The sequence below is a fragment of the Ralstonia sp. SET104 genome, from assembly GCF_003851545.1.
GTDB lineage: Bacteria > Pseudomonadota > Gammaproteobacteria > Burkholderiales > Burkholderiaceae > Ralstonia.
This window is the reverse complement of the sequence record NZ_BHVX01000034.1, coordinates 1-9,107: the sequence shown is the minus strand read 5'-3', so window position 1 is coordinate 9,107 and position 9,107 is coordinate 1. Positions and strand designations below refer to the sequence as shown.

General features: G+C 62.2%; 8 protein-coding genes and 1 pseudogene. 3 read left to right on the top strand and 6 right to left on the bottom strand.

All coding sequences use genetic code 11. The annotated features are described in order from the left end of the window. Positions 1-132: 132 nt before the first annotated feature. The 6 genes from acnA to PSUB009319_RS22600 all read right to left on the bottom strand — a co-directional run bounded on the left by acnA (position 133) and on the right by PSUB009319_RS22600 (position 7,173). Positions 133-2,838 (bottom strand): aconitate hydratase AcnA, encoded by a 2,706-nt coding sequence (gene acnA, locus PSUB009319_RS22625; RefSeq protein WP_124384412.1) that lies wholly within the window; start codon positions 2,836-2,838, stop codon positions 133-135. Between the two features lie 77 nt (positions 2,839-2,915). Next, positions 2,916-3,350 carry a 2-methylcitrate dehydratase gene (locus PSUB009319_RS22620; protein WP_124384411.1) on the bottom strand — a complete coding sequence of 145 codons (435 nt, stop codon included), beginning with the start codon at positions 3,348-3,350 and terminating at the stop codon, positions 2,916-2,918. A gap of 35 nt (positions 3,351-3,385) precedes the next feature. Continuing rightward, a complete protein-coding gene (locus PSUB009319_RS22615; RefSeq protein WP_124384410.1) occupies positions 3,386-3,925 on the bottom strand; it encodes a hypothetical protein in 540 nt (179 codons plus the stop codon). A gap of 256 nt (positions 3,926-4,181) precedes the next feature. Beyond that, positions 4,182-5,078 carry a methylisocitrate lyase gene (gene prpB, locus PSUB009319_RS22610; RefSeq protein ID WP_124384409.1) on the bottom strand — a complete coding sequence of 299 codons (897 nt, stop codon included), beginning with the start codon at positions 5,076-5,078 and terminating at the stop codon, positions 4,182-4,184. A 13-nt stretch (positions 5,079-5,091) separates the two neighbouring features. Further along, complete coding sequence (locus PSUB009319_RS22605; protein ID WP_124384408.1) at positions 5,092-6,072, bottom strand: CoA ester lyase; 981 nt, start codon at positions 6,070-6,072, stop codon at positions 5,092-5,094. A gap of 111 nt (positions 6,073-6,183) precedes the next feature. Beyond that, a complete protein-coding gene (locus tag PSUB009319_RS22600; protein WP_124384407.1) occupies positions 6,184-7,173 on the bottom strand; it encodes a malate dehydrogenase in 990 nt (329 codons plus the stop codon). 350 nt (positions 7,174-7,523) lie between these two features. Here PSUB009319_RS22600 and PSUB009319_RS22595 point away from each other — a divergent pair, with 350 nt between their 5' ends. The 3 genes and pseudogenes from PSUB009319_RS22595 to PSUB009319_RS22585 all read left to right on the top strand — a co-directional run. Continuing rightward, positions 7,524-8,333, top strand: coding sequence for a GntR family transcriptional regulator (locus PSUB009319_RS22595; protein WP_124384406.1), 810 nt, complete (start codon positions 7,524-7,526; stop codon positions 8,331-8,333). 272 nt (positions 8,334-8,605) lie between these two features. Then, on the top strand, positions 8,606-9,016 hold the full coding sequence (gene sdhC, locus PSUB009319_RS22590) for a succinate dehydrogenase, cytochrome b556 subunit (RefSeq protein ID WP_124384405.1): 411 nt from the start codon (positions 8,606-8,608) through the stop codon (positions 9,014-9,016). 10 nt (positions 9,017-9,026) lie between these two features. Further along, positions 9,027-9,107, top strand: a pseudogene (locus tag PSUB009319_RS22585) (succinate dehydrogenase, hydrophobic membrane anchor protein); the annotation flags it as partial.

The window sequence follows — 9,107 nt, the reverse complement described above, 5'->3', positions numbered from 1 at the left end:
GCGACGAGGAATACTTCTTCCTCAAGATCCGCGCCGCCTTCCCCGGAATTCCTCGATGAACCATAAAAAAGCCGGCTCCGAAGAGCCGGCTTTCGATCTGCTACAGACCAGCGTGGAGGCCTGGCTTGTAACTTAAGCCGCCAGCAGCTGACGCAGCACGAATGGCAGAATACCGCCGTGCTTGTAGTAGTCGACTTCGATCGGCGTGTCGATGCGCAGCAGCACTTGCGCACGCGTAGTCTCGCCGTTGGCGCGCTTGATCACCAGGGTGACGTCCTGTTGCGGCTTGATTTCGCCGTCCAGGCCTTCGATGTCGAAAGTTTCGTCGCCCACGATGCCCAGCGACTGCGCCGAGTCGTCGCCCTTGAACTGCAGCGGCAGAACGCCCATGCCGACCAGGTTCGAGCGGTGGATGCGCTCGAAGCTGCGCGCGATCACGGCCTTCACGCCCAGCAGTTGCGTGCCCTTGGCGGCCCAGTCGCGCGAGCTGCCCGTGCCGTACTCCTCGCCACCGAACACGACTGTCGGCGTGCCGTCGGCGATGTACTTCATGGCTGCGTCGTAAATCGACATTTGTTCGCCAGTCGGCTGGAACAGCGTTTCACCACCTTCCACGCGCGAACCGTCGGCCTTGGCCGGAATCATCAGGTTCTTGATGCGCACGTTGGCGAACGTGCCGCGCATCATCACCTCATGATTGCCGCGGCGCGAGCCGTAGCTGTTGAAGTCGGCCTTGAGCACCCCGTTGGCCAGCAGGTACTTGCCGGCGGGTGACGTTTCCTTGATCGAGCCGGCCGGGGAGATGTGGTCGGTGGTCACGGAATCGCCAAACACGCCCAGCGCGCGCGCGCCCGAAACTGATGCCGAAGCGGCAGCCGGCATCATCCCGAAGCCCTCGAAGAACGGCGGCTCAGCAATGTAGGTCGACTTCGGCCAGTCATAGACCTGACCCTTCGTACCCTTGACGTTGGCCCACAGCTTGGACGGCTTCTTGACCTGTTCGTAGTTCGTGCGGAACGTGTCGGCGTTCATGGCGAACTTCATCAGCTTGGCGATCTCGTCCGAGGTCGGCCAGATGTCGCCCAGGTAGACGTCGCGGCCCTTCTTGCCCTTGCCGACCGGCTCGGTCATCAGGTCGCGCGTCACGTTGCCGGCGATCGCGTAAGCCACAACCAGCGGCGGCGAGGCCAGGAAGTTGGCACGGATGTTCGGGTGGATACGCGCTTCAAAGTTGCGGTTGCCCGACAGCACGGCGGCGGCCACGATGTCGTTCTTCACGATGGCTTCGTTCAACTCTGGCGTCAGGTCGCCTGCGTTGCCGATGCAAGTCGTGCAGCCGTAGGCCGTTACGCCAAAGCCCAGCTTTTCCAGGTACGGCAGCAGGCCGGCGGCTTCCAGGTACTTCGTCACCACACGGCTTCCGGGGGCGAGCGAGGTCTTGATGTGCGGCGCGACCTCCAGCCCGGCTTCTACCGCCTTCTTTGCCAGCAGGCCAGCGGCCAGCAACACGCTCGGGTTCGAGGTGTTCGTGCACGAGGTGATGGCCGCGATCAGCACGTCGCCACTCTTCACATCCACGCCGTTGGTGGTGGTGAAGGTCTTGTCGAGGTCTGCGGCGCTCTTGTTGAAGCCGTTTTCAGACACGGGCTTTGCGAACAGCGACGAGAACGTCGACTTTACGTTGCCGATTTCGATGCGGTCTTGCGGGCGCTTCGGGCCAGCCAGCGACGGTGCCACCGTGCCCAGGTCCAGCGTCAGCGTCTTGGTGTAGTCGATCTCGCCAGCCTTCGGAATGCCGAACAGCTTTTGCGCCTTGAAGTAGCCTTCAAACGCAGCGATTTCTTCCTTGGTGCGGCCGGTGCCCTTGAAGTAGTCGATGGTCTTTTCGTCCACCGGGAAGAAGCCCATCGTGGCGCCGTATTCCGGCGCCATGTTGCCGATGGTCGCGCGGTCCGGCAGCGACAGGCTGGCCGTGCCTTCGCCGAAGAATTCGACGAACTTGCCGACGACCTTTTCCTTGCGCAGCATTTCCGTGATGGTCAGCACCAGGTCGGTGGCCGTGCAGCCTTCGCGCAGGCGGCCCTTCAGTTCCACGCCCACCACGTCCGGCGTCAGGAAGTACACCGGCTGGCCCAGCATGCCGGCTTCGGCTTCGATGCCGCCCACGCCCCAGCCCACCACGCCGATGCCGTTGATCATGGTCGTGTGGCTGTCGGTGCCGACCAGCGTATCCGGGTAGTACACGCCGTTTTTCTTATGGACGCCGCGCGCCAGATATTCCAGGTTGACCTGGTGGACGATGCCGAAGCCCGGCTGCACCACGCCAAACGTGTCGAACGCCTGCATGCCCCACTTCATGAACTGATAGCGCTCGTTGTTGCGCGAGAACTCCAGTTGCATGTTCAGATCCAGCGCCTTCTTCTCGCGGAAGTGGTCAACCTGTACCGAGTGGTCCACCACCAGGTCGACCGGCACCAGCGGTTCGATCTTCTTGGGGTTCTTGCCCATGCGCTCGGCCACATTGCGCATGGCGGCCAGGTCGGCCAGCAGCGGCACACCGGTAAAGTCTTGCAGCACCACACGGGCAACCACGAACGGGATCTCGTCAACGCGGTCGGCGTTCGGCTTCCAGTTGGCCAGTTGCGCGACGTGCTCTTCGGTCACCTTTTTGCCGTCGCAATTGCGCAGCACGGATTCCAGCACGATGCGGATCGACACCGGCAGGCGCTCGATCGCCACGCCCAGTTCCTTGCCCAGTTGCGGCAGGGAGTGGAACTTGCCGGTCTGGCCGCCGTTGATCTTAAATTCCTTGAGTGTTTTTTTCAGATTGTGGGGCATGGCATGACTCCAAGGCTTAAGGATTGCGTGGGGTGCCGGTGCACCCCTTGCGGATACATCAACTCGACAAAATCAAATCACGTACAAATCGACAGACTCGTTGAACGACATGGTTCCTGGTCGACCAGGTACTCCGCCACGACACCGCTGAACGTCTTGCCGCCGCTGAAACGGGCGGTGATGCCATGGGTGATCGAACGCTTCTTGGCGTCGTGGTCATGCGTGGTGAAAAGCTTGCCGTCACCTGGGGCAATTGTCATGCGCAGCGTATCGATGCGCGAGCCGCGGGCGATGGTATTTGGGTGTTCTTCGATTGCCCGATGGCGGAAGACGGATGTGCCTGTAACCGCCGTGCCCCGGGTGCCCCGGGTGCCTGTGGTGCCTGGGTTCCCAATTGGCAGGACGATCCCAGGCACGATGGGCCCAAGGCGCCGGGCGCACCCAGGCAAGGTCACATTGCCGACGATGACCTTGTCTGGATTCGTGCGGATGTTCGCAAACAATGCGGACATGAGCGGTTCCTGTGGGCCGCTTGCGCGATAGCGCGTTACTGCTGGGCCGGCTGGGCTGCGCCCGGCGCGGGGGCCGGTGCGGGCGCCGGGGTATCCGGCGTCATCAGCGGCAGGCCGGCCGGAGCGCGCAGGGCGCCGGCTTGCGTCGGTGCCGGTGCGCCCGCAGCCATTTCGGCGGTCTGGCACTCGTCGGCCAGACGGTGGCCTTCGTTGCGGTCGAACAGCATAGCCTTGGCCGGGATCACCACCAAGTCCATGCCGGTCTTCTGGTCGAAGTAGCGATCAGCGCCGGTGCGGGTCATCTGGCGCGGCAGCTGGTAGTCCTTGCCCTTCCAGTACATCGTGATGATCTGGTCGCGCGCCATGTCGCCCTTGAGGTACAGCTCGTTGCCAAGCTCGCACTTCCATTGCACGCCTTCCGGCTTGACGGCGGCAACAGGCGCGGCCTTCTTGGCAGCACGCTTCTTGGCCGTCGCCTTCTTGGCAGCCGGCTTGGCCGGCGCCTGGGCGGTTGCATATTGCGATGCAGCCAGCGAAAGAACGCCAGCACAGGCGCCCACGATGAATTTGTTCATACGGTTTCCTTCGGTAAGACAGAGTGGGGGAGGCGGCTGCCAGGCCACGGAATGCCACGGCATTTCGCACACCGGCCGGTATTTTGACCGATTTGCTCGCTGTGCCCAACGTTCTGTTACATGCTCGCTCGGCGGTTCCACCAAATAGGGGTGTCGTGCCAGCACCAGCGCCGTTTTCTGGGTTGTCCCGGGCAAGTTGCCCCGCAGTCTGGTCTTCCGTTCTCCTTGGTTGTGTTGACGTTGATAATGACTCGGCTCAACCGCGGTTCTGTGCGAACAGCGCGTCCAGCTTGGCTTCGTAATCGTGATAGCCGATGCTGTCGTACAGTTCCATGCGCGTTTGCATGGTGTCGACAACATTCTGTTGCGTGCCATCGCGGCGGATGGCGGCGTAGACATTCTCGGCAGCCTTGTTCATCGCCCGGAATGCTGACAGCGGATAGAGAATCATCGACACGCCCACCGAAGCCAACTCCTCGCGCGTGAACAGCGGCGTCTGGCCGAATTCGGTGATGTTGGCCAGCACCGGCACCTTCACCGCATCGACAAACTTGCGGTACATCGACAAATCGGTCATTGCCTCGGGAAAGATCGCATCCGCGCCAGCTTCAACGCAGGCCATGGCACGTTCGAGGGCGCGGTCAAAACCTTCAACGGCGAGTGCATCAGTGCGGGCCATGACAACGAAGTTGGCGTCGGTGCGCGCATCGACGGCCGCTTTGATGCGGTCGACCATCTCGTCCTTCGAGACGATCTCCTTGTTCGGCCGATGACCGCAGCGCTTGGCGCCGACCTGGTCTTCGATATGCATGGCTGCGGCGCCAAACTTGATGAGCGATCTGGTCGTGCGCGCCACGTTGAATGCCGAGGCACCGAAGCCCGTGTCGACGTCCACCAGCAGCGGTACGTCGCATACATCGGTGATGCGGCGCACGTCTGTCAATACGTCATCCAGGCCCGAGATGCCGAGGTCCGGCAAGCCCAGCGAGCCCGCTGCTACGCCGCCGCCCGACAGATAGATCGCGCGGTAGCCGGCGCGCTTGGCCAGCAATGCATGGTTGGCGTTGATGGTGCCGACCACCTGCAGCGGCGACTCGTCGACCAGCGCTTGGCGAAAGCGGGCGCCTGCGCTGGTTTGGGTGTTGGCGGTCATGGGGTATCTCCTCTTATCCGAAGAAGCGCGTCGCGGCTTCGGGTGGCATCTCCACGCCGGTGGTGTGCGCACGCTGCAGCACGGCCCACCAGTAGCGGTAGCTTGCGCGGTCGTGCAGGCGTCCGTCGTGCTGAATCGGGCCCCATGACGCATCCTGCGCAGCCGCAAGAATGGCGGCAGCTTGTGTCACTTCGTCGTGTGATGGGCGGAAGGCGGCAACGATCGGCGCGATCTGGTCCGGATGGATGCTCCACTTGCGCAGATAACCGAACGCATGGCGGGCGCGTGCGGCATCGGCGCCGGCGCGGTCAGGGTGCTTGATGTCCGTGCTCACGTTGTGCGACGGCACCTTGCCGTGCGCGTGGCACGCGGCGGAAATATCGGCCAGCGCACGCTGGATCAGCGGATGCTCGAATTGCGCCGGCGAACCCATCGCCGCGCCCGGAATCGCCCCATTGTGCGCGGAAACAAAATCCATCAGTCCAAAGCTCAGGCATTCCACCTGCACGAGCGACGCGATGTCGAATACCTGCGCCAGCGCGCCGTGCGTTTCGATCAGCACATGGATCGGCACGTGCCGCGCAATGCCGGCGGCCTTGGCAGCCTGGTTCACACGATCGGTCACGCGTGCGACTTCCACCACGTCGCGCACTTTGGGCACGGTCACGTAGGCAAGGCGGCTGCCGGCAAGGCCGACGAGGATGTCGACGTCCTGCGTCCACGCATCGTGATTCGGATCGTGAATGCGTATGCCCACGCGATTGAAGCGGTTATCGTCGCTGTTGATGAGCGCGGCGGCCAGTTCGGCGTGCGCGCGTTCCTGGCCGACGGCGGCGCCGTCCTCGCAGTCAAACGTGATGTCAAAGACGGGGCCAAGGGCTTGTTGCAGGGCGAGCGATTTGCGCATCAGCTTTTCTGCGCCCGCATAGTGGTCACAGACCGGCAACTGGGCCGGCATGGCATCGTCCTGGAACAAAACCTCGGTGGGGTGCACGGGGTGGTATCGGTTCGGCGGCGCTTATGGCGCCTGTTTTACGGGAATGCGGATGCAAAAAAACCGGAGGGTCGCTGCCGATCCGCTCCGGTTTTTTTCAGATCATGTGTTTCAGCCCAGCAGGTGCTGCACGCCGGCACGCTCGCCTTCCAGCTCGTCAAGCGTGATCTTGATCTTGCCCTGGCTGTACTCGTCGATCTCCAGGCCTTCGACGATCTTGTACTTGCCGTTTTCCGTGGTGACCGGGAAGCCGAACATCACGTCCTTCGGAATGCCGTATTCGCCGTTCGACGGGATGCCCATCGTGACGATCTTGCCGTTCGAGCCCAGCACCCAGTCACGCACGTGGTCGATGGCGGCGCCAGCAGCCGAGGCGGCCGACGACAGGCCACGCGCTTCAATGATGGCGGCGCCGCGCTTGCCAACGGTCGGCAGGAACACGTCGTTGTTCCACACCGGATCGTTGATCATGTCCTTGACGCTCTTGCCGTCGATCGTGGCGTAGCGGTAGTCGGCGTACATCGTCGGGCTGTGGTTGCCCCACACGAACAGCTTTTCGATGCTCGACACCGGCTTGCCGGTCTTGGCAGCAATTTGCGACAGGGCACGGTTGTGGTCCAGACGCAGCATGGCGGTGAAGTTCTCGCGCGGCAGGTCCGGCGCTGATTTCATGGCGATGTAGGCGTTGGTGTTGGCCGGGTTGCCCACAACCAGCACCTTGACGTTGCGCGAAGCAACGGCATTCAGGGCTTTGCCCTGCGCCGTGAAGATCTGGGCGTTGGCCGACAGCAGGTCTGCACGCTCCATGCCCGGGCCGCGGGGGCGGGCACCCACCAGCAGGGCCACGTCCACGTCCTTGAACGCAGTCATCGGATCGGCGTGGGCTTCCATGCCGGCCAGCAACGGGAAGGCGCAGTCGTCGAGTTCCATCATCACGCCCCTGAGTGCCTTCTGGGCCTTCTCATCGGGAATTTCCAGCAGTTGCAGGATGACGGGCTGATCCTTGCCCAGCATTTCGCCGGACGCGATACGGAACAGCAGGGCGTAACCGATCTGTCCAGCAGCGCCGGTCACTGCGACGCGCATGGGTGCTTTTGCCATGAGAACTCTCCAAACGGTAGTGAAAGCGGATCGCACTGCGCGCGGCCTGCATCCCCGCAGGATGCCGGTGCTGCCTCGCAGGCATTGCCGACAACGGTCGGCGCCTTGTGGGCGGTCGGCTCGGAATCGGCAAGAGCCTCGCAGTTTACTGCGTCCGCATGACGATGTGGAAAGACACTTGCGATTGACCTTGGCGCCATTGTGGCGCGTGGTGGCCGCCGCCCGGAACAGGCGCGAGTGTAGGCCCGGCCTCACGCGAAAGTCAATTAATCTTCTGTCTTATATAAGACATAAGACATTCTATAAACGGGCTGGACGCGTTCGGCGCTTTTGTGGTGAAATCGCCAGTTATGTCGAGCACACCAAGCCCTCTATCCGCTGCGGTGCCGTCTTCAGGCGGCGAAGGCGGCGCATCGCCCGCATCTGCGGGCGGCGGAGGCGGCTCTCCTACCTTCAGTCCGCTGTATCAGCAGATCAAGACACTGATTCTGCAAAGCCTGCAAGCCGGCGAATGGAAGCCTGGCGAAATGATCCCCAGTGAGATGGAATTGGCGGCCCGCTACAAGGTCAGCCAGGGGACCGTGCGCAAGGCGATCGACGAATTGGCGGCGGAGAATCTGGTCGCGCGCCGCCAGGGTAAAGGCACCTTCGTCACTACGCACTACGAAGAGGGTGTTCAGTTCCGTTTCCTGCGCCTGATGCCGGAGCAGGGTGAGCAGCACTACCCAAGCAGTCGCGTGCTGGAATGCAAACGCATGCGCGCCCCGGCCGAGATCGCCCGCCTGCTTGAGCTAAAGGCCGGTGACAGCGTTGTGCAGATTCGTCGCATCCTGTTTTTTTCGGGCGAGCCGACCGTGCTGGAAGAGATCTGGTTGCCCGGCTTGAGCTTCAAAGGGCTGACGGCGGAAAAGCTGACCGAGTGGAAGGGCCCGATGTACGCGTTCTTCGAGGCGGAATTCGGCGTGCGCATGTTGCGTGCTACAGAGCGCATCCGTGCCGTGGCGGCCGATGCGGCTACGGCCGAGCTGCTGTCGGTGGCGGCCGAGTCGCCACTGTTGTCTGTGGAGCGCGTGTCGCATACGTTCGGCGACAAACCGGTTGAGATACGTCGTGGTCTGTACGTCACGACGCGTCACTACTACCAGAACGAGTTGAGTTGACGATGTGCTGCCCGGCTCGATTTGCGCGGCCACGTACGATTTCGGCAGCGTCTGGACTTGTGCGGCACGCAACAGCGTATTGCGTGCCATGAAGGCGGTGTAGAGAGGACAATCCGCCCCCGTATCACGCCACTGGCAGGCGAGGGCAAGAGGCACAATAGTGGAGCGCGTCGCATGGAATTAATGGTGCGCTGCGCAACAAAAGCGCGATAGAATCTCGCGGATTTGTGCAAAGCTGTTTTGTTTGTTGATTAGCCAATTGGGGTCTGACCATGGCAGAAGCCATCAAGAAAGCCAGGCCGGAATTCAGGAACATCGGTGTGGGCGATATCGCCCGTTACCGACTGCCCTGGGCCGGCAAGGTGTCCATCCTGCATCGTGCCAGCGGTGCGCTGATGTTCCTTCTTCTTCCGTTCGTGCTGTACTTGTTTGAACAAAGTCTCACATCGGAAATCAGTTTCGCCAAATTCTCGGCGCTTCTGTCCAACGGCTTCGCCAAGGTCGTCGTCCTTGCGCTTATCTGGGCGTATCTGCACCACTTTTGCGCTGGCATCCGTTATCTGATCCTCGATCTGCACATCGGCATCGACAAAGCTTCGGCTTCCAAGTCGGCCGTGAGCGTGCTGATCATCAGCCTGCTGCTGACCGTCGTGTTCGGCGCCAAGCTGTTCGGCCTGTTCTGAGGAGCCCCTGATGGCAAATAACAATATCGGTCCCAAGCGCCTGGTTGTCGGCGCGCACTACGGCCTGAAGGATTTCCTCGCGCAGCGCGTC

Excerpts from the sequence above, each read along its gene's own strand:
- PSUB009319_RS22620 (WP_124384411.1), bottom strand. The coding sequence starts at position 3,350 with ATGTCCGCATTGTTTGCGAACATCCGCACGAATCCAGACAAGGTCATC.
- acnA (WP_124384412.1), bottom strand. The coding sequence starts at position 2,838 with ATGCCCCACAATCTGAAAAAAACACTCAAGGAATTTAAGATCAACGGC.
- prpB (WP_124384409.1), bottom strand. The coding sequence starts at position 5,078 with ATGACCGCCAACACCCAAACCAGCGCAGGCGCCCGCTTTCGCCAAGCG.
- PSUB009319_RS22615 (WP_124384410.1), bottom strand. The coding sequence starts at position 3,925 with ATGAACAAATTCATCGTGGGCGCCTGTGCTGGCGTTCTTTCGCTGGCT.
- PSUB009319_RS22600 (WP_124384407.1), bottom strand. The coding sequence starts at position 7,173 with ATGGCAAAAGCACCCATGCGCGTCGCAGTGACCGGCGCTGCTGGACAG.
- sdhC (WP_124384405.1), top strand. The coding sequence starts at position 8,606 with ATGGCAGAAGCCATCAAGAAAGCCAGGCCGGAATTCAGGAACATCGGT.
- PSUB009319_RS22595 (WP_124384406.1), top strand. The coding sequence starts at position 7,524 with ATGTCGAGCACACCAAGCCCTCTATCCGCTGCGGTGCCGTCTTCAGGC.